This is a genomic window from Sphingopyxis sp. GW821-FHT12C06 (assembly GCF_058807415.1).
Genome location: NZ_JBXAQR010000001.1, coordinates 726,001 through 744,509 on the forward strand (window position 1 = coordinate 726,001; position 18,509 = coordinate 744,509).

The following is an 18,509-nucleotide window of genomic DNA, read 5'->3' on the forward strand; positions in this document are numbered from 1 at the left end:
CGATGGGTGCGGCGGACCAGCGTCATTTCGATATGCTGCGCGCCGCGCACTTTCCGCCCGAACGCAACCAGCTTCGCGCCCACATCACATTGTTTCATCAGCTGCCACCGTCGTGCCTCGACGAACTCGACCGGCTGATTCGCCGCATCGCCGCCGACAGTCCTCCGCCGGCCGCGACGCTCCGCGACGTCTATTCGCTTGGCACCGGCGTCGCCTTTCGTATCGACAGTTCCGATCTGCTCGCGATTCGTGAACAGATCGCCGACCATTTCACCGGAGCACTGACCGCGCAGGACCAAGGCGTTCCGCGACTCCACATTACGGTCCAGAACAAGGTGGCGCCGACCGAAGCGCGTGCGTTGCTGGCCGATCTGGCGCGCGATTTCTTTCCGCGCCCGCTTTCGCTTACCGGCCTCGCAATCTATCATTACCGCGGCGGGCCGTGGGAAACGGTATCGACACGCAATTTTCGCGGGGTGCGCAGATGATATTGACCGGGGGCGAGACCCTGCCTATAGGCGCGGCTCGCCCATCGCGGCGGCCTTTCGGGGCGGAGTAGCTCAGCTGGTTAGAGCACCGGAATCATAATCCGGGTGTCGGGGGTTCAAGTCCCTCCTCCGCTACCAAGAAAATCACGTATTTTCATGTAGTCTAGCGGCCATTCTGTGGCTGGAGCAGTTCCGAACGTCGCGACGTTTTGTGGCACGTTGTTGAACCGCTTTCCGTGCAAGTCCGTGCAGCATAGATGCGACATGGTGGCGGCTTCAATCGCCCCCGCAATCCATGTCCTGTCAGGGCCTGATCGGATCTGCGGAAAGCCGCGGCAGATACTCGTCGAGCTGATCACGCAGCAGGATTTTCCTGCCGTTGAGCCCGGGCGGTTCGAACCACAGTGGCCGTCGCGAACGCCCTTCCGGATGAAGAAGGCGGCCAAGCCGGAGCAGGCCAGCGCCGCGTCGAACGAGAGGGTCGCCGGCCATCCCGGCATTTTCGCGCAGTTCAATCCTCATGTGCCGACCTTTGGTGACGGCTTGCTTGGTGGCGGGAGGCTTTTGATCGATTGAGAAACATCGGTTTCTGATGGATCCGGTGTCTCGCATCATCGGGTTGAAACTCCGTTCCTATTCCCGGGCGGGGCCCATGCAAGGACGCATCACCAATGGGTTCGGCGCATGTAACCCATCCGCTATGGTACCGATTCGAGCCATGTTTCCCCGATATGCGGCGAATTCGGCTGTAGTGAAGTCCGGCGTTTTCCGGGCCGCGTCCGGGATGCAGCGCAACCGGCACGGGCGAGGGACAAATGAAAGCTTTGGTGAAAGCGGCTGCGCGCGAAGGGCTATGGCTCCAGGATGTCGCCGAGCCCTGCATAGGCCCCCATGAGGTTCTGGTGAAAATCCGTCAGACCGGAATTTGCGGAACCGATCTTCACATATGGCGATGGGACGACTGGGCACAGCGCAGCATCGCGATCCCTTCGATCATCGGGCATGAATATGCCGGCGAGATCGCCGAGGTCGGTCATGCTGTCGGGCACCTCCGGCAGGGGCAACGGGTTTCGGGCGAAGGACATGTGGTGTGCGCGCACAGTCACGCCGCGCGCGTGGGCAGGCCGCACCATGACCCCGATGCCGGTGCGATCGGGGTTTCGCTGCCTGGGGCGTTTGCCGAGTTTCTTGCACTGCCGGCGTCCAATATCATCCCTTTGCCCGACGCCATCGACGACGAGATCGGCGCGATCCTCGATCCGCTCGGAAATGCTGTGCATGCCGCGCTTTCCTTTGATCTGGCCGGTGAAGATGTGCTGATCACGGGGGCGGGGCCGATCGGGATCATGGCAGCAGCCGTAGCGCGGCATGTCGGGGCGCGGCATGTGGTGATCACCGACATTCACCCCGGGCGCCTCGCGCTCGCGGCGCAGCTTGTCGATGTCATCCCGGTCAACACAGCGTGCGAAGATCTGCGCGAAATGATGAGCGCGATCGGTCTGCGCGAGGGATTCGCCGTGGGTCTGGAAATGAGTGGCGCCGAAGCGGCCTTTGATCAGATGATAGAGGCGCTGGCGCCGGGCGGCAGGATTGCCTTGCTCGGGCTGCCGGCAGAACCGATGCGGATCGACTGGACGCGGATCATTTTCAAAAGCCTTTTCATCAAGGGCATCTACGGCCGCGAAATGTTCCGGACATGGCACAAAATGTTAGGCTTGCTTCAATCCGGGCTCGATGTCCGGGGAGTCATCACGCATCGATTGAATGCGACCCGGTTTGCCAGCGGTTTTGACGCCATGCGGGCCGGTGTCTCGGGAAAGGTGGTGCTGTCATGGCCGCCCGAGAGATCGGTCATCGATGCCGCGACGGCCGATAGTCCCGTGGCCATCGAGGCGTGACGGCCGCCGGTTTCACCATGGAAATTGCGGCATCGATCGATGCGATCGCGGTCGACGCCTATGACGCGCTGGTCAAACGGTGCGACGCTCCGGTCTATTACGACCGTCGCTTTTTGCGCGCCATCGAGCAGCACCCGCTGCTGGCTTGCGACAAGATGCGATACATCGTCGCGCGCAGCGGTGCCGACCTGCTGGCATTTATGCCGGTCTATCGGCAGTCGGCAGGTACAGCCGACCCTTTCGGATTGCTGGCGCGGACGACATCGGCGGCATTCTCCCCGTCGGACACCGGATTGTTCAGTCATGTCATGCATTGCTCCGACACCCGAATTCTCGCCGACCCGGACAATCCCGAAGTTTACGCGGCAGTCATGGGGCAACTCGAAGCCCTTGCGAAGGAAGATGGGGCCGCGCATTTCGCGATCGTCAACGTCGCCGATCCGACGCTTGTCGGCGCGGCGCGGGAGATGGGGCTTGAGGTCAACCATATGGTCGATCGCTATTGGATTGACCTGTCGCCGATCCCTGATTTCGAAACGTTTGTGGCGCATCTCATGCCGAGGGACGGCCGCGCTGAAATACGACGCCAGCGCCGTCGCTTTGAAACCAGTGATGCGCGGATCGTCATCGAGGAGCCTCCGTTTCCAAACCTCGACGAAGTAGGGCGCCTTTGCCATGAGACCACGGCGCGAAGGGGGACGCCAGCCTATCTGCCGGCCGCAGCGCTTGCCCGCTTCCTGGCGGTCTGCGGCGATATGGTCCGCCTCATTTCCATCTATTCGGGCGAACGGCGGCTGAGTGTCGGTATCGTCCTGCTCGACGAGAAAGTGCTGCATTTCTGGCTGGCGGGCATGACCTACGCGCCCGATCTGTTCAGTCCCTATACGGTGACTCTGGACGGCCTGTTCGACTATGCCTTTGCTCATGGCTTCCAGCGGATCGAATGCGGACGCCTGAATGCGCGCATCAAACAGCGCTTCGGCTTTTCCCCGGTCCCGCTCCATTCGATCATCAACCCCGAGCCGCTGTCGCGCGAGCGTCGCGCCGCACGCTGGGCCGGCTCCGATTTGCTCCACGCCGGCGAAACCTCATGCGTCACGCCCGTTCGCGCACTGGAACGGCGCTAGCATCCATTTTCAACCCGAAAGGATATTGCCCATGCACAGCATCCCGTCATCGCTTGAAACCATCATGCCGCGGCAGGATGATCGACCGTTATGGGACGTGCTGCTCGGCATCTTCGGCCTTCCGGCGTTGTTCATCGCGCACCGGCTCGACCTGTTCGAACTGGTCGATGTAAAAGCGCCGACATTCGATGAACTCTGCGCCGGGCTGAAACTCGAACGGCGCACTGCGCAGATATTGGCGAGCACCGCGACGGCGCTGGGCTTTCTGGTGCTGGACGGCAGCCGCTACCGGTTGACCCCGCTTTCCACGGATTATCTGCTCAAGCGCAGCCCCGCCTATTTCGGGCATTACTGGGATTTGCTGATCGATAATCATCAGGTCTTTTCGTTCGCTGCGCTCCAAACTGCGATCGTCAACGATGCCCCCCAAGCCTATGGCGTCGAAGATATCTACAAGACGCACCGCGAGGAAGTCGAGCGAACCCGCCAATTCACGCGCGCGATGCACGCGATCAGCGTGCCGCCGGCCATCGCCTGGTCCCGGAAGATCGATCTTTCGCCGCATCGCACGATGCTTGATATCGGTGGCGGGTCGGGCGCGCATACGCTGATGGCTGCCACCGCCGCGTCCGCACTCGACGGCATCATTTTCGACCTTGCGACGGTTTGCCCGGTCGCGGAAGAATATATCGGCCAATATGACCTGACTGACCGTGTCAAAACGCACGCCGGCGACATGTGGATCGATCCCTTCCCGGCGGCGGATCTCCATTTCTACTCGCACGTCTATCATGGCTGGACGCCCGACAAATGCCGTTTTCTCAGCCGCAAAAGCTTTGAAAGTCTCGACAACGGCGGGCGGATCGTCGTTCATGAATTCATCTATGGGGATGCCGGCAAGACGGGTCCCTTTCCCGTCGCCGCGATGAGCATGGTGATGCTCGGCTGGGGCGAGGGAGAGCAATATTCGGGGCCCGAGATCGCGGGCTTTCTCGCCGAGGCGGGTTTCCGCGATATCGAGATCATCCCGACCTTTGGCTATTACAGCGTCGTCACGGGCAGGAAGCCGTGAAAGGCGGCGGGACGTCCGTACAGCCTGGAGAGATTGCGCGCTTTGCCGCCACGCTCGATGGGCGCGTGATCGACCGGTCTTCGCCAGACTATGAAGCGCATCGCCGCGCGCTTGTCTGGAATGGCCGGGTGCCGGCGCGCTACCCCGACCTGTTGGTCACGGCGCTGTCGGCAGGCGATGTCGATGCCGCCATCGTTTTTGCGCGGCGACATCGACTGCAAATCTGCGTGAAGGGCAGCGGGCACAGCTATAGCGCAATTTTCCTGTGCGATGGCGGCATGCTGCTCGACCTCTCGGCGCTGAACGATATTGTCGTCGACCGTGCGGCCAAAGAAGCGAGCGTGGGGCCTGGTGCGACCAGCGCGCAGGTCGATGCGGCGCTGGCCGGGCAGGGACTGGCCTTTCCGGTCGGCCATGCCGCGCCCGTCGGGATTGGCGGCTTTCTCCTCGGCGGCGGGTTGGGGATCAATTGCGCGGCGTGGGGTGGTATGAGCAGCACCAACATTCGCGCGGCCGACGTCATCACTGCGGATGGCCGTGCGTTGCGGGTCAGCCCCGAGGAGAATGGCGATTTCTTCTGGGCCTTGCGGGGCGGCGGTCCGGGCCTCCCCTTTATCGTGACGCGCTTTTATCTGCGCTGCTACGACCGCCCGGCACATATTACGGTCAGTTCCTGTCTGGCCCGCTTCTCCGATTTGCCTGAACTGGCCGAACGGATCGATGCGATCGCTCCCTTGCTCGACCCACGGCTCCAGTTGATGCTCGCGATCATGCCGGCGCCGGTGCTTGTAGCCGATCGCTGCGGGGGCGATGAATATGGACGCGTCGTGGCGCTGACCGCAATCGCCTTTGCCGACAGCGCTGATGAAGCGCGGGCGCTTCATGCGCCGTTGGCGGACAGCATGGGGTCATTCCAGTTTCTCGACCGGAACGAGAATGCTCCGGCCAGCTTTGCTGATATTTTCGCTTCCTCGGATCAGCTGCTCGTTTCCGGCCGCGTTCGCGCTGACAATATCCTGACCGACCGGCTCTCCGATACGGTGCATATTCTGATGCGGCATATGGCTGTCAGCCCGTCGCCGACCAGCGTGCCGATGATCGTGCGGCGTGGGGATATCGTGCTTCCCGAGGGAGCATGCTCGCTGACCGGCCGCTATTTTGTTTCCACCTATGCGCAATGGGATGAGGCCGGCGACGACGCCATCAACGCGGCGTGGTTGCGGGGCCTGCATGATGAACTCGCCGGGGTTGCGGCGGGTGCCTATGTGAACGAGTTTGACCTTGAAGCCCGGAGCGAGGCGATTGAACGATGTTTCGCCGCCCCGAATTGGGAACGCCTTCGGGCACTACGCCATAGGCATGATCCCGAGGGCTTGTTTCATGACCCTTTTCGGGCTCCACGCGCGTTTTTTTCATAGAGTTCGATGTCTGCTGCGAAAGCTGACGTTGTGCTGCTCTCCTTGCAGGTCGCATTGCACGTCACGCTGACCGCGGTGTTATCTATTTTCAGGCTGTGTGCCAAACCCGGTCGTGCGGACGGAGTATGGAGAATCTCGAGGCACGTCGGCTTCCATGCCCGCGATTGATGCGCGATACAGTGGCTCGGCTTCGCCATGTTTCGTTTGCATGTTGAGTCCCGGGGCGAGGCTGTTCTGCTGGAACCGCACAAACAAACCGCTTGCGGGTGGAGCAGCGCCCGCCATTCGCACCTGTACCAGCGGCGTCACGCCGGATTGCCTAGGCGGAAGGGGTGATGCTAACGCCGAAAGGCGAATCTCTGAACGAGCCGGGAATATCCTCGTTCGACCATGCGGAGAGGCTGAAGGGGCAAGGGCGATATGACGGACGGTCGAAAGACGTTGGGGGCGGTGATGGCCGGTCTGCGTGCACGCAATGGCTGGACCCTCAAGGAAATGAGCCAGCGTTGCGGCATCCCGGTCTCGACCCTCTCGAAAGTTGAGCATGACCGGTTGTCGCTGACTTATGACAAGCTCCAGAAATTGGGCGAAAAGCTCAACCTGAGCATGACGAGCCTGTTCGCCGAGCAGGAGGAGGTGCCTGCAGCGATCCTGGGCCGTCGCAGCATCGGGTCGATCGAAACGGCCTTGCGCGTCGACACGCCCAACTACGAATATTATTATATGTGCACCGAATTGCGCCACAAGCGGATGGTGCCGATGATCACGCGTATCCATGCGAAATCGCTGGAAGAGTTCGGCGAGCTCGTCCGCCACAGCGGTGAAGAATACATCTATGTGGTCGAAGGCACATTGATGGTGCATACTGAATATTACGACCCGATCACGCTTCAGCCGGGCGAATCCATCTATATCGATTCAGGCATGGGACATGCCTATGTTTGCGGCCCGGGCTCCACGGAAACGCTGACCGTCGGTGTGATGTCGAGCGCCCACGAAGATTTGTCGCATCTGGCGTACGAAGCGCATCACCGCCTTTCGGCGTCCGAAGGAAAGGCGACGACATAGTCCAGCGGTCGCAGGTCGCCGATCAGCGCGTATCGGCAGAAAACAGAAAATGGTCATAAGCGGCGCGCGCGATGTCCGCGATCGCACGCTCCCGCACCTCGACCGGAGCCGCACTCTTCTTGACGAACGCCGCGATGACCAGTTGGCCGCCGTCGGGAAGCGTGATGACGCCAACGTCGTTGACCGTGCCACCGATGGTCCCCGTCTTGTGGGCAACTGCCGTCCCGGTCGGCAGACGGCCCGACAGTCGTTCGCGTCCCGTGCGACAACGGCCCATAATATCCGTCAGCACCTTCGTACTCGCGGCCGACAGTGCCTTGCCTGAAAAGATGCGACCGATCAGGTCCGCCATCGCGACGGGGGTTGCACTGTCGCGCGGATCATTATCAAAAGAGGGCTTGGGCAGAAGGCCGATCCTGGCGATCTCCGTTTCCGATTTTCCAAGCGCGGCAAGGGATTCCGTCAGCGTAGCTTTGGCCGGGGCGTCGAAGAAGGCACGCAGCAACCCGTTGGTATCGCGATCGACGCGCATGCCTGTCACGCCCTGTGCACGGACCCAGGCGGTGACCGCTGCCGGTCCGCCCGCCGCCTCAGTCAGCACGTCGGTCGCGCTATTGTCGCTGAGCGTCAGCATGACCTCCAGAAGATTGTGGACCGACAGCGCTACGCCGGGATGGATGAACCGGTCGGCGATGACATCCGACGGCACCATATGCTCGGGCCCGATCTCGACCATCTGATCCAGCGTCAGTTCGCCCTTGTCGACCTTTTCGAGGATGCGGCCGGCGACCGCGATCTTGAAAGTGCTGGCCATCGGGAAAGCTTCGTTGGCATTGAGCAGCAGCCGCGGCCCGTTGCCATCCAGGCGCCAAGCCGCGACGCCGACGACGCCGCCGGATCCCTCGGCAAGGCGCGCGACCTCCGTTTGCACAGCGTCCAGTGCTTCGGCTGCGCGGGCAGGTATCGCTCCCGTGGCCAAAGCCCCCAGCATCAATGCCAGAATAATATGTCTCATGATCACCGTCCCCCTTTTCCCGATCGATTGCTTCTTATGCTGCTCGGTCCGGGCACGCATCTGCCCGCCCGGACCATTTCCTTACCAGTTGGCGCCGAGGCTGATCAGGTGGAACGCCAACGCCGTCCACAGCAGGAAGAAGACAGCGAGCACCAGCAGCACGCTCCACAGGCGCGAGAACCAGCCGCGCTTCCCCTTGAAGGCGAGAAAGGCGGCCCAGATCGTCAGGCCGAGGAAACCGGGGAAGACCAAAATGCCAAGGATCTGGGCGAACCAGATCAGCCCGACCGGCGTCACGAACGTCTCGATCATCGAAAGGCACGCGGCCCAGCATCCGATGATGACGAAGACCAGCCAGGCGAACAGCCGGACAATGCGATAGGCCGAACGGTCGCGACCGGTCAGCGCGAGCGGTTGCCCATAGCGACGGCGGTTGATCGCGCCGATCGGCCACGCCAGCGCGGTCAGCGCCACCACTGTCAGGCTGGCGATCAGCACCGGCATCAGCCATGCCGTGTCCTTGTACGCTGGCACGGGATCCCAGACCATGATCGGGGCATAGTCGCCATAGAAGATGCGCACGACTTTGCCATTCTCGACCTTCGCGGCGAACCGGGCATTGTCATAAAGCGACTGCCAGATGAACGGCTTCACCTCGACCCATTGGCGCTCGCCGCCGCCGATGGTCTTGAACGGGGTCACCAGATTGCCGTCCTTGTCGAGGCTGATCTTGAGCTGCGTAGCCAGCCCCAGCATCGCGCCCCAATTGTCGACTGCGGCACGGCTCGTGGCATAGGTGCCCGCGACCATCGCCGCGTGCTGCTTTGCGGTGGGCAATGCTTTGGGTATCGATCGCGGTGCCGGGAAATAGCGGTCGGCGAACTGCTGCACCAGCGCCTCGCGGATCGGCCCGACGGCGCCGTCCTTGCCCACGCTGTTCAGCGAGACGTAAATGCCGGTGTTCTGTGACGGAAACAGCACCAGGTCGGAATGGAACCACATCGTGTCGCCGCCATGGGCGATGGCGCTGAGGCCGTTGATCTTCTGCTCGTAGAAGCCGTGCATCATGCGCGGCAGGCCGGGGAACGGCTCGTTGGCGGGCGAATGCATCAGCCGCGCGGTTTCGGGCTTCATCAGCGGTCCGCCGCCGGAGAGGTGCGCGATCATGAACTTCGCCATGTCGCCGCCGCTGATCGACGCGCTTCCCGCAGGCGCGACGGAAACATATTCGAACGGCTTGGGTTTTGCCGAGCCGACCTCATAGCCCTTGGCCATATGGGGTTGCAGCGCCTTGGGGAGCGGCTGGCGGAAGGTCGCATATTGCATGCCGAGCGGCGTGAAGATGTTGCGATCGATATAATCGTCGTACGACATGCCCGACACGCGCTGGACGATGTAGCCCGCGAGCGCGGTTGCATAGTTGGAATAGGCGGGGGTCGAACCGGGGGCATAGACGCGCGCCGGCGTCCAGCGCTTGAGCACGGCCTCCAGCGAGGGCGCCGGCCCCTTGTCGGTGATCAGGTCGCGGCCGGCTTCTTCGAAGCCCGGCGTGTGGGTCATGATATCGAGCATGGTGATCGGCTGGCCCTGATAGGGCGGGATCTTGAAATCGAGATACTGGTTGATGTCGGCGTCGAGGTCGATCTTTCCGGCCTCGACCTGCTGCATCACCGCGGTCCAGGTAAAGAGCTTTGACACCGAGCCCGGACGAAACAGCGTGGTCGCAGGATCGACCGGTTTGCGCGCGGCGACATCGGCATAGCCGAAGCCGCGCTGGGTCAGCACCTTGCCGTCCTTGACGATGACGACGACTGCGCCGGCCACATCGCCGCGCGCGAGGGCATAGGGCAGGAATCCGTCGAGCCAGCTATCCGCGTCGGCCTGCGTCAGCGCATGGGCACCATTCGGCTGGGCGGGCAGGGGAGTGGTAACGGGTGCAAATCGCGAAACGGGCGACAGCGACGCCATCGGGGCAGTCGCCTGCTGCGCAGCCGTGGCGGCGCCGACAAGCGTCAGCGCCCCCACGGCGAGAAATTTCCACCATTTCATCACAACATCCCCCTTCTCTTGCTTGTTATTCGGCAATGGAGATCGCGGAGGTCAGCGTGGCAGGCTGCTCCGTATGGCCTGGCCCGGGAAGTAGCGCGGGGTTACTTTGCCATTGCGGGCCATGACCGCGCCGCCGACCAGCACATAGGCGATCCCGGCCGATGCCTGCATCGGCTGGGCGAAGGTTGCCCGGTCGTGAATTTTGGCGGGGTCGAAGATGGTGATATCGGCATCGGCGCCCTCCTGGAGCCGCCCCTTGCGGGCCATCTGCGGCGAGACCGCCTCGAGCCGGCGCGCGGGCATGATCGTCATCTTGGCGAGCGCGGCCGGCAGGCCGAGAAGCTTGCGTTCGCGCACATATTCGCCAAGCACGCGCGAAAAGGTTCCGGCGCCGCGCGGATGTTCGCCCTGGGTGACCCACGGCATGCCGTCGGATGCGATCGATACCGCCGGATCGGTGATCGCCTGATCGACGACCTCCTGCGGGATGATGTGGATGACCACCGCGGCGTCCGGCTGCTCCTTGCGGAAGCGGTTGAAACTCTCCTCGGTCAACCGTTCGCCGGTCGCCGGCCATTGGACGTCGCCATAGGTAGCGCCGTTGCGTTCCTGCCACCCGTCCGAAAAGAAGGCGGAACCGATCGCCGTGCTGCCTGCGGTATAGGGATAGGCCTCGGTAGTGACATCGACGCCGCGGGCCTGTGCCCCCTTGATCATCTCGAGGATCACCGGCGTATCGCGCAGGCCTGTCGATGCGACATGGACGAGCTGGAGAGACGCGCCGGTCGCCGCCGCGTCGGCCAGTACTTCCTGTGCCACCGCGATCGGTACGCCGCTCGCCTTGTCGAGCGGCCGCGAGCGGACATGGACGAAGACCGGCGCCTTGCTGCGACCGGCGGCCTGAAAAACGCGAAAAATCTCGCGCCGGCCGGCGCCGGGTACATATTCGAGGCCGATGCCATAGCCGAGCCCGCCTGCAGCCACCTCGCGATCGAGTATCGCGACGATGCGCGCTTCCTCTTCGGGTGTGGCGCCCTTCACCAGCATCGCGGGATCGGCCGTCACCTGGCCTTCGACATCGCCGCCGCAACGCTTGTCGGACATCACCTCGAGCCGCGCGCAGATGTGCGAGGCCGAGGCGCCGAAGTTGATCAGCGCCTTGCCCTCCATCCGGCTATAGAGCGCGGTGAGCGGGGCGGTTCCGATTTCCATATCGATGGCGGTGGTTACACCGTCGAGAAGCTGCAACCGTTCGGCCACCGGATCCTGCCCATGGGCATGCAGGTCGATAAAGCCGGGCGCGACGACGAGCCCTTTGGCATCGATACGGCGCTTTCCTTTGAGCGCGGTCGCCGAAATCGCGGCGATTGAACCCTGCCGGATGCCCACGTCGGCAATCTCGTCCCGCCCGCTGGCCGGGTCGATGACCCGGCCGCCGGCGATGACCAGATCATAGCCTTCGTCGGCTGTTGCCGGGGCGGAGACGAACGCCAGCGCGATCGCGATGGCCGTGGCGGCGTTCGATCCCTTGTGCCCCGGCATGCTCAGAACTTCACTTTCGCGCCGACGGAGAAATAGCGACCGATCTGATCATAGTTCGGATTATTGTAGACGATCAAAGGCGGATCGCGATCGAACAGATTGTTGACGTTGGCGTAAAAGGTGAAGGCTTCGGTCGCCTTGAACTGCACGCCAAGGTCGACATACGTCCGGCTGGCGATCTTGTTGTTGAGGATCGGTTGCTTGTTCGGGCCGAGCTGGGCGCTATAGATGCCCCCGTCGACATAGCGCGCGCGCAGGTCGATCCCGAACGTGTCGGTTTGATAGCTCACGCTTCCGGTCATCCGCCATTTTGGCGTCGAAAAGGCCGTTTCGCCTCCGACGATACCGGCGCGGTCGGTCGTCAGTACGCCATCGTCGATCAGCAGTTCGAACACATGTGTCGCCAGCGCGCGGACGGTCAGCGAACCTGCACCCAATGGCCTGCGGAACGATGCCTCGATATCGAGTCCGCGGGTCTTGTATTCGGCAAGATTGCGATAGGTCCGGGAAACAAAATCGATCGCGCCATTGTCCGTCCGCTTGACCAGGCCGCCGCAAGTGGGGTCACTCGGGCTCGCCGCATGGCAGGTGTTCAGCACGTCCTGCGCCAGGAGCGTCACGATGACATTATCGATTTTGATCTCGTAATAATCGACCGACAGGCTGAGACCGGAGGCAAAGCTGGGTGAGTAGGACCCGCCCAATGTCAGAGTATGCGAGACTTCGGGAGTCAGATTCTTGTTGCCGCCGACATAGCTGACGACATTGGCCTGCACCGCATTGCCCCGATAGGGGTCGGAGACATTGCCGATATTGGTCCCGCGCGCGAGGAAATATTCGCTGATATTGGGTGACCGGATATCGCGCGAATAGACCGCGCGCAGCAGGAGGTCGTTGACGAGGCGAAGCGTGCTGCCCGCCTTCCACGACCAGATGCCGCCGCTGGTGCTGTAATCGGAATAGCGTGCCGCACCGTTGATCTCCAGTTTCGCGGTGTCCTCGATATCGAGCAGCGGCACGTTGATTTCGCCGAAGACTTCCTTGACGTCGAAACTGCCGTTGGTCTCGGCATAGTTCAGCGTTGCCAGAGCGCCCGCCTTCGACAACGGGTCGATATAATTGGTCGTGAATTTCTCCCAGCGGAAGTCGGTGCCGAACGCGATGTCGACGGGCCCGGCCCAGGTCGAGAAGGGCTGCCCCTGGATCGATGCCCCGACCGCGTCGAGCCTGGTTGTGCTGATACCCTGGCCCGCGCCGAAGGAATAGCCGATCGCGTCGGCCGTAATATTGCCGTTTCCGAACAGATTGATCGGGACGCAGGCGGAGTCATTGTTGGTGGTATCGGCGTCGGCGTTCACCCGGCAGGTGGCCACGCCGCCGACCAGCACCGAATCGACGGCCTTGCTGAAACGGGCCGAAATACGCTGATTATAGATCGAGTTGTTGTTGCGCAGCTCGCCATGGTCGAAATAGGCGTCATAGCTCCAGCCGCCGCCCAATTCGCCCTCGATACCGATCGCGGCTTCGATGTTGCGCCGTGTATAGCGATAGTTGACATAGCCCGCCGACCCGACATCATCCATGATGCGGCCGAGGATAAACGGATAGGTCACACCGGCGGCCGCCAGCTGGTCACGCGCTGTCTGCGTCAGGAAAGCATTGTCGGACTGAATGCGGACAGTAGGTGTTTCGGGAAAGAAGCCGAAATCCGACGACATGCGGTTATAACTGCCCTCGACCCAGACTTTGGCGGCGTCGCTGAATTCATAGCTCGCGCGTGCGAAGATATTGGCGCGCTTGTATGGTGAGGTGACGGCGACATAGTCGTAGATATTCTGACCGCCGCCGCCGACCGTGAACTGGCCGGAGGTTTCGCTGCCCAACGGGAGAGGGCCGACCGATCCGTCCGGATTGAAAACCAGATTATAGGGTGCGGCGGTGGGGCCCAGCACCGAACCGCCGTTGTTGATGATCGTATAGTTGACGTCGCGGGTCAGCACGAGCTGGCCGTCGGCGCGCGTGAACAGGCCGCCTTCCAGATTGGGGCGGCTCTTGCGATCGCGGGCACCCTTTTCCTGCGTATAGTCGGCGCCGATCATGAAATGGCCGCGACCGTCCGCGAAGCTGGTGCCCCAGGCCAGATTGGCGCCATAGCGCTGGGCATCGCCGCGCGATGAAATGCCGCCGTCGATGCCGCCCTGCAGGCCGGTCAGGTCATCCTTCAGGATGATGTTGACGACGCCGGCGACGGCGCCTGAACCCCAGGCGGCCGAGGCGCCACCGGTCACGACATCGACGCGCTCGATCAGTGCTTGCGGCACCGTATTGAGGTCGACGGAGCCGTTGAAACGATGGCCGTTGAGCAGGGTGAGCGTCCGCGCCGCGCCAAGGCTGCGCAGATCCGCCGAAGAGCTCCCGCTGGTGGTATTGCCGGTTGTCGTTGCCGGGGTCAGCGTTCCGCGGAACGCCGGCATGTCGTTTAGGACATCTCCGATGCTGGGCCGGTTGCCCTGGCGCAGTTCATCCGCGCCAACCACCGTCGTCGGTGTCGGTGCATCGAAGCCCGACCGCTGAATACGCGAACCGGAGACAATGATTTCGTCATCGCTGCCGCGTGCGCCCTGCGTGTCCGCTACCTGAGCGCCGGCCGGAACGGCCGTCACCAGCAGCGACAGCGCAGTTCCCGCATACCATTTCATCATTCCCGGCTTCATCATCTTCCCCTTGGTTTATGGGCCGGGTTGCCCTGTTGATGCTGCGCCCCCTGGCGGCGCTGGCTTATTGTCCCGGCCCGATTAGTCTGGAGGGATAGAAACATGCAAAAAGGGAAAATTCAATCCTGATCAGGATAAAAATGTCACTTTTATGATTGTGCGATGAAAATTGCGGCGCATGACTGTCACTTAGGGCTGCTCGGGCTTCACCAGATGATAGGCCACATGCGGCTGCGAGGCGAAGCCGAGGCGCGCGTCATTGGCGTTTCCATAGAAGCGCAGCTGATCATAGGGACCTCCTTCGGCGATTCCGGTGACCCGCTCGTAGCGATTCGGCCCGATCTTTTCCCAGGCCGTCTTTTGCCCGTGCCCTTCGACCAATATTCCGTGATCGCCGACGGCGGAGACTTTGATGTCGCCCGCCGGATCGGCCGGCTTGCTGTAATCGCGGCGGTTCGACCGATAGGCTCCCAGCGGCGGCAAGGTGCCCGCCTGCGTCCACCGCTTCGCCGGTTGCTGGGGGAAAAGGCGGCCGATGATGGCATCGCTCAGTTCGGTTCGTCCGGCATAGCTGGCATCGCCGCCGGTGAAGGACACGAAGAAACCCAGGCCGGACTCCGGTGCGAGCAAGAGATAGGAATGAAAATCTGCCGTATTGCCGCCATGGCCTACCAGCCGCGGTCCCTGCTCGCGCGCGACCATGAAGCCGTGCGCCATTCCGGGCTGGTCGGGCGTATTCGCAATCGAATTGCTTTCGAGTAGCGCGACCGATGCGGGTTTGAGGATGCGTTTCCCGTCCAGCGCGCCGTCGCCCAGCATGGCCAGCATGAAGCGCGCCATGTCGGGTGCCGTCGACGCGGCGGAACCAGCCGGCATGATCTTGCCATAGCGTTCATAGGGCGTGGCCTTGAAACGGCCCTCGGCCAAGTGGTAGCCCAGTGCCATATTCGTCGCATTTTCGCCGGTTAGCGGCTCGGCGAAGGTCGTGTGGGTCATGCCGAGCGGCTGGAATATATGCCTGGTGACATAGTCGTTGAAAGCCTCGCCGGAGACCCGTTCGACGATATAGCCGGCGAGCGAAGCGCCATAGTTTGAATAGGATACCTCGGTGCCCGGCGCCCACAAGCGCTGCGGGATATGCGTCTTCAGGAAGGACTGATAGCTTTCAGGCTTGGCCCATTCCTTCTCGTCATAGCGCAAGTCGCTCATCCCCACCGTGTGGGAGAAGAGGTCGCGCACGCGAATGGGCTTTCCTTCGAAGGGCGGGATCACGAAGTCGATATAGCGGTTCACATCGGCATCGAGATCGACCTTCCCGGCTTCGATCTGTTGCATCAGGGCGGTCCAGGTGATCAGCTTGGAAACCGATCCGGGGCGGAAAAGCGTCTTCTGCCCATCGACTTTGATGCCTCGATCGATATCGGCGAAACCATAGCCGCGCGTGAACAGCACTTCGCCGTTCTGCACCACGGTGACCACAGCGCCAGCGACCTCCCGGGTTGCAAGCTGCTGCGCCATCACGCCATCGACGAAATCCTCCAATCCCGCGACGCGTCCGGCATCTGTCCGGGCGGCTGTCGGCGTTGGCGGGGCTGCGTTAAGCGGAGTCGCGGGCAGTGCCACTCCCAAAGCGAGGGCGATTGCGAATGCGGAGGAAGTGCAAGAATTGGAAATAAATTTCATATTAGGCACCATTTCTCTTTACAGGATTATTTGATCATCCACAATCAGGCCGGCAAATCAACTGGGACAGGGATGGATCATGCAGAAAAATTCCCGATTATCACGGCGCGCCATGCTCGTGCGGACCGGCGCCTTGGCGGTGACGGCGTTTCCGATGGTCAATTTCGGCACCTATCAGGTTCATGCGGCGTCCCCGCGGCGCTTTGCCTCGCGAGTCGTCGACCTGGTAAAGCAGGCCATGGTGCTCGACATGCTGGCCCCGTTGACGCTCGATTTCCGTCCCGAGGTGTTCGCCGAGCCGATCAGCGAAAAATGGGCCGCCGATTTTCGCGCGAGCGGGATCACCGGTTTCCACAATTCCGTCGGTATCGGCGGCCCCGACGCTTATGAAAATACCTTGGCCTTTCTGCTCGCCTGGACGGGCTTTACCGCACGCAATCCGCATGTGTTCGCTGGTGTGGGCAGGGCGGAAGATCTCGATCGTGCGAAGGCCGCTGGAAAATGCGCGGTGATCATGGGGCTGCAGAACAGCGATCATTTCCGCGCCGTCGCTGACGTGAAGTCATTTTATCAGCTCGGCCAGCGCGTTTCGCAGCTGACCTATAACAGCCAGAATCTCATCGGCTCGGGCTGCACCGATCGCATCGACGGCGGACTCTCGGACTATGGCGTCCAGATCGTCGAGGAAATGAACAACGTCGGCATGCTCGTCGATACGTCGCATTGCGGTGACAAGACGACGCTCGACGCCATCGCCGCCGCCAAGGGACCGATCGCGATCACGCACAGCAATGCGCGTGCGCTCAACAATCATCCGCGGACCAAGACCGACGAGGCGATTCGCGCGCTGGGCGCGAAGGGCGGGGTGATCGGGATCACCGGCGTGCGCAATTTCCTGACCGCCCAAGAGCCGACTACCGTCGCCAATATCGTCGATCAGATCGACCATGTTGCGAAGCTGATCGGCTTCGACAAGGTGGGCATCGGGTCGGATGCGGACCTCTATGGTTATGACGATATGGAGCCCAAGGCCTATGCGGAGCTCAAGGCGCACTACAAGGGAAGCTATGCCTTCCGCGACAAGATCGACACCGACGGGTTCGATGATCCGCTGAAATTCTATAGCCTGACCGAAGAGATGGTTCGCCGCGGTTATTCCGACGACAATATCCGCGGTGTCCTCGGTGGAAACTTCCGGCGCCTGCTGGGCGAAGTGTGGAAATAAAAGCGGTCGCAACGGCTGCAACAAGGGGGAGAAGAGATATGACTGGCATGAGAAGCGGCTGGATCGTGGCCGGCGTTATACTGGCTTCGGTCGCCGCACCCGCATGGGCGGCGGACAATGCCGCCATTGCTGCGGCGATCGACCGGGCCGCAGAGCAGGCGGTCGCGGCCGGCGAGAGCCCGGGGTTGCAGGTCGCGGTCTACAAGGACGGCAAGCCCCTGCTGGTGAAGGGCTATGGCTCGGGTAATCTCGAACTCAATATGCCGGTCGCCAACGACAGCGTTTTTCGCATCGGTTCGGTCACCAAACAGTTCACCGCGGCCGCGCTGGTCAAGCTGGACGAGGAAGGCAAGCTGTCGCTCGACGACCTGTTGTCGAAATATTATCCCGATTATCCGCGCGCGGGCGATATTACGCTGAAGCAGATGCTGCACCACACGTCGGGAATGCATAATTATACCGACGACGAAAGCTTCCTCACCCAGGCGGCGCTGACCAAAACGCCGGATCAGTGGGTCGCCAGTTTCGCCAAAATGCCAAAGCAGCAGGATTTCGAACCCGGCACCGACTGGAATTACAGCAACACCGCCTATTTCCTGCTCGGTGCCGTGGTCGAGAAGGTGGAAGGCAAGCCGCTGGCGCAGGTTCTGAAGGCGCGCTTCTTCCAGCCGCTCGGTCTCCGGCACACCGCACTTGATGACGAGCGTGATGTCGTGCCCGGCCGCGTTGCGGGATATGACGGAGAGCCCGGAAAATTCCGCAACGCCGCGCCGATCTCGATGACGGTTCCGGGCGGGGCAGGGGCGATGCGATCGACGGCTGACGATCTGGCGCGCTGGAATGCGGCGTTGTTCGGCGGAAAAATACTGAGACCGGCCTCGCTCGCCGCCATGACCGCACCCGGCAAGCTGGGAGACGGGCGGACCAGCGGTACGGCGATGGCCAAAAAGGAGGGCGCGCCTCCCGGCGAATATGGTTACGCCCTGTTCCTTTCCGACTATGAAGGGCATCGCAAGATTTCGCATGGCGGGGGCATCTTTGGATTTAACAGCTCTCTGTCCGAATTTCCCAAGGATCGCATCACCGTGGCCGTCATCGCCAATTCGATCGGCAAGGATCTTGGCGCGCGCATGGTTGCCCAGCGCATCGAGCGGATCGCTCTCGAGCTTCCACCGGAACCCGCCGTAAAGAAATAGCATCAAGGAGAGTC

General features: G+C 62.1%; 14 protein-coding genes and 1 tRNA gene. 10 read left to right on the forward strand and 5 right to left on the reverse strand.

Annotated features, from left to right (window positions below; genetic code table 11):
- The first annotated feature begins 2 nt into the window (after positions 1-2).
- The 8 genes from AC1RRJ_RS03395 (at position 3) to AC1RRJ_RS03430 (ending at position 7,071) form a co-directional block, all read left to right on the forward strand.
- On the forward strand, positions 3-488 hold the full coding sequence (locus AC1RRJ_RS03395) for a 2'-5' RNA ligase family protein (RefSeq protein WP_493120696.1): 486 nt from the start codon (positions 3-5) through the stop codon (positions 486-488).
- Between the two features lie 61 nt (positions 489-549).
- Positions 550-626: transfer RNA gene (locus tag AC1RRJ_RS03400), tRNA-Met, on the forward strand.
- A gap of 291 nt (positions 627-917) precedes the next feature.
- A complete protein-coding gene (locus tag AC1RRJ_RS03405; protein ID WP_493120306.1) occupies positions 918-1,064 on the forward strand; it encodes a hypothetical protein in 147 nt (48 codons plus the stop codon).
- A gap of 239 nt (positions 1,065-1,303) precedes the next feature.
- Positions 1,304-2,386: an L-threonine 3-dehydrogenase gene (tdh, locus tag AC1RRJ_RS03410; protein ID WP_493120307.1), complete on the forward strand. Its 1,083-nt coding sequence runs from the start codon at positions 1,304-1,306 to the stop codon at positions 2,384-2,386.
- Entirely contained in the window at positions 2,383-3,513 is a 1,131-nt protein-coding gene (locus tag AC1RRJ_RS03415; RefSeq protein ID WP_493120308.1) for a GNAT family N-acetyltransferase, read from the forward strand. The genes tdh and AC1RRJ_RS03415 overlap by 4 nt, the downstream gene beginning before the upstream one ends.
- A gap of 31 nt (positions 3,514-3,544) precedes the next feature.
- Positions 3,545-4,585, forward strand: a complete 1,041-nt coding sequence (locus tag AC1RRJ_RS03420) for a methyltransferase (RefSeq protein WP_493120309.1) — start codon at positions 3,545-3,547, stop codon at positions 4,583-4,585.
- Positions 4,586-4,650: 65 nt separating this feature from the next.
- Complete coding sequence (locus tag AC1RRJ_RS03425; RefSeq protein WP_493120310.1) at positions 4,651-6,003, forward strand: FAD-binding oxidoreductase; 1,353 nt, start codon at positions 4,651-4,653, stop codon at positions 6,001-6,003.
- 420 nt (positions 6,004-6,423) lie between these two features.
- A complete protein-coding gene (locus tag AC1RRJ_RS03430; RefSeq protein ID WP_493120311.1) occupies positions 6,424-7,071 on the forward strand; it encodes a helix-turn-helix domain-containing protein in 648 nt (215 codons plus the stop codon).
- Between the two features lie 22 nt (positions 7,072-7,093).
- Here the strand turns inward: AC1RRJ_RS03430 and bla are convergent, their stop codons facing one another.
- The 5 genes from bla to AC1RRJ_RS03455 all read right to left on the reverse strand — a co-directional run bounded on the left by bla (position 7,094) and on the right by AC1RRJ_RS03455 (position 16,014).
- Positions 7,094-8,086, reverse strand: coding sequence for a class A beta-lactamase (gene bla / locus AC1RRJ_RS03435; protein ID WP_493120312.1), 993 nt, complete (start codon positions 8,084-8,086; stop codon positions 7,094-7,096).
- Between the two features lie 81 nt (positions 8,087-8,167).
- Complete coding sequence (locus tag AC1RRJ_RS03440; protein WP_493120313.1) at positions 8,168-10,135, reverse strand: serine hydrolase domain-containing protein; 1,968 nt, start codon at positions 10,133-10,135, stop codon at positions 8,168-8,170.
- A gap of 51 nt (positions 10,136-10,186) precedes the next feature.
- Complete coding sequence (locus AC1RRJ_RS03445; protein ID WP_493120314.1) at positions 10,187-11,677, reverse strand: amidohydrolase family protein; 1,491 nt, start codon at positions 11,675-11,677, stop codon at positions 10,187-10,189.
- 2 nt (positions 11,678-11,679) lie between these two features.
- Complete coding sequence (locus AC1RRJ_RS03450) at positions 11,680-14,394, reverse strand: TonB-dependent receptor domain-containing protein (protein WP_493120315.1); 2,715 nt, start codon at positions 14,392-14,394, stop codon at positions 11,680-11,682.
- Positions 14,395-14,580: 186 nt separating this feature from the next.
- On the reverse strand, positions 14,581-16,014 hold the full coding sequence (locus AC1RRJ_RS03455; protein ID WP_493120316.1) for a serine hydrolase domain-containing protein: 1,434 nt from the start codon (positions 16,012-16,014) through the stop codon (positions 14,581-14,583).
- Between the two features lie 139 nt (positions 16,015-16,153).
- Between AC1RRJ_RS03455 and AC1RRJ_RS03460 the strand changes: the two genes are divergently transcribed.
- Together AC1RRJ_RS03460 and AC1RRJ_RS03465 are read left to right on the forward strand one after the other, a co-directional pair.
- Complete coding sequence (locus tag AC1RRJ_RS03460; RefSeq protein WP_493120317.1) at positions 16,154-17,299, forward strand: dipeptidase; 1,146 nt, start codon at positions 16,154-16,156, stop codon at positions 17,297-17,299.
- 38 nt (positions 17,300-17,337) lie between these two features.
- Entirely contained in the window at positions 17,338-18,495 is a 1,158-nt protein-coding gene (locus AC1RRJ_RS03465) for a serine hydrolase domain-containing protein (RefSeq protein WP_493120318.1), read from the forward strand.
- The last annotated feature ends 14 nt before the right edge of the window (positions 18,496-18,509 follow it).

Bases quoted from the DNA above. Each gene is read 5' to 3' on its own strand.
- AC1RRJ_RS03465 (WP_493120318.1), top strand. From the start codon at position 17,338: ATGACTGGCATGAGAAGCGGCTGGATCGTGGCCGGCGTTATACTGGCT.
- AC1RRJ_RS03395 (WP_493120696.1), top strand. From the start codon at position 3: ATGGGTGCGGCGGACCAGCGTCATTTCGATATGCTGCGCGCCGCGCAC.
- AC1RRJ_RS03450 (WP_493120315.1), bottom strand. From the start codon at position 14,394: ATGATGAAGCCGGGAATGATGAAATGGTATGCGGGAACTGCGCTGTCG.
- AC1RRJ_RS03420 (WP_493120309.1), top strand. From the start codon at position 3,545: ATGCACAGCATCCCGTCATCGCTTGAAACCATCATGCCGCGGCAGGAT.
- AC1RRJ_RS03430 (WP_493120311.1), top strand. From the start codon at position 6,424: ATGACGGACGGTCGAAAGACGTTGGGGGCGGTGATGGCCGGTCTGCGT.
- tdh (WP_493120307.1), top strand. From the start codon at position 1,304: ATGAAAGCTTTGGTGAAAGCGGCTGCGCGCGAAGGGCTATGGCTCCAG.
- AC1RRJ_RS03460 (WP_493120317.1), top strand. From the start codon at position 16,154: ATGCAGAAAAATTCCCGATTATCACGGCGCGCCATGCTCGTGCGGACC.
- AC1RRJ_RS03405 (WP_493120306.1), top strand. From the start codon at position 918: ATGAAGAAGGCGGCCAAGCCGGAGCAGGCCAGCGCCGCGTCGAACGAG.
- bla (WP_493120312.1), bottom strand. From the start codon at position 8,086: ATGAGACATATTATTCTGGCATTGATGCTGGGGGCTTTGGCCACGGGA.
- AC1RRJ_RS03445 (WP_493120314.1), bottom strand. From the start codon at position 11,677: ATGCCGGGGCACAAGGGATCGAACGCCGCCACGGCCATCGCGATCGCG.
- AC1RRJ_RS03440 (WP_493120313.1), bottom strand. From the start codon at position 10,135: ATGAAATGGTGGAAATTTCTCGCCGTGGGGGCGCTGACGCTTGTCGGC.